This window comes from Vibrio sp. 2033 (genome assembly GCF_033339735.1).
This window is the reverse complement of record NZ_JAWOVC010000539.1, coordinates 1-607: the sequence shown is the minus strand read 5'-3', so window position 1 is coordinate 607 and position 607 is coordinate 1. Positions and strand designations below refer to the sequence as shown.

The following is a 607-nucleotide window of genomic DNA, read 5'->3' as shown; positions in this document are numbered from 1 at the left end:
GGATGAGCAAACAGTTTGAAGGTTTGGATGATGATCCTGTGACTCGCCAACTTGTAGGTGCAAGCCAAGCTATTGATATGGTTCGTGTACTAAGTCGCGAAGGTGTAAAAGATTTCCACTTCTATACGCTGAATCGTGCGGAGATGACTTATGCGCTATGCCATACTTTGGGTGTTCGCCCTCGTGTAGCCGTAGAAGCGTAAATCCGGTTTCAAAAAGACAAAAGGCTTGCCAAGTGGCAAGCCTTTTTCGTTGTCTCTAAGTAAAAGGAAATTAACCAATCACTTCAAGTTCTGTTAGGACTTCTTCTGCCCAAGTGTTCCACGTTTCACGTAACAGTAGGTTACGACGAAGCGTTAGGCGCTCTAAACGAGCTTGTTTGTCCAAAGTTGAAGGCGTTGCGTAGTAAGCCGCTTCAATTTCTTTGTAGTGAGAAACCAGTTTACGAGACTCTTCAACAAGTTCTGCTAGTTGATCACGGAAAGGTGTTGATGGTTGAACAGCACAAGCCATAAGTTTCGCTGAAAATTCATCACGAACGGTTGGGTGTGCAGTTGGTTGATCAAACCATTCTCCAAGAGCGCTACGGCCTGCATCTGTGATGGAG

At 45.3% G+C, this 607-nt stretch carries 1 protein-coding gene and 1 pseudogene; one reads left to right on the top strand and one right to left on the bottom strand.

Annotated features, from left to right (window positions below; translation table 11 throughout):
- Nucleotides 1–203, top strand: a 203-nt coding sequence (locus R7P74_RS27675) for a methylenetetrahydrofolate reductase (RefSeq protein ID WP_031815689.1), incomplete at its 5' end; no start/stop codon positions are given.
- A gap of 70 nt (nt 204–273) precedes the next feature.
- Here R7P74_RS27675 and R7P74_RS27670 read toward each other — a convergent pair.
- Nucleotides 274–607: pseudogene (locus R7P74_RS27670) on the bottom strand (PadR family transcriptional regulator); the annotation flags it as partial.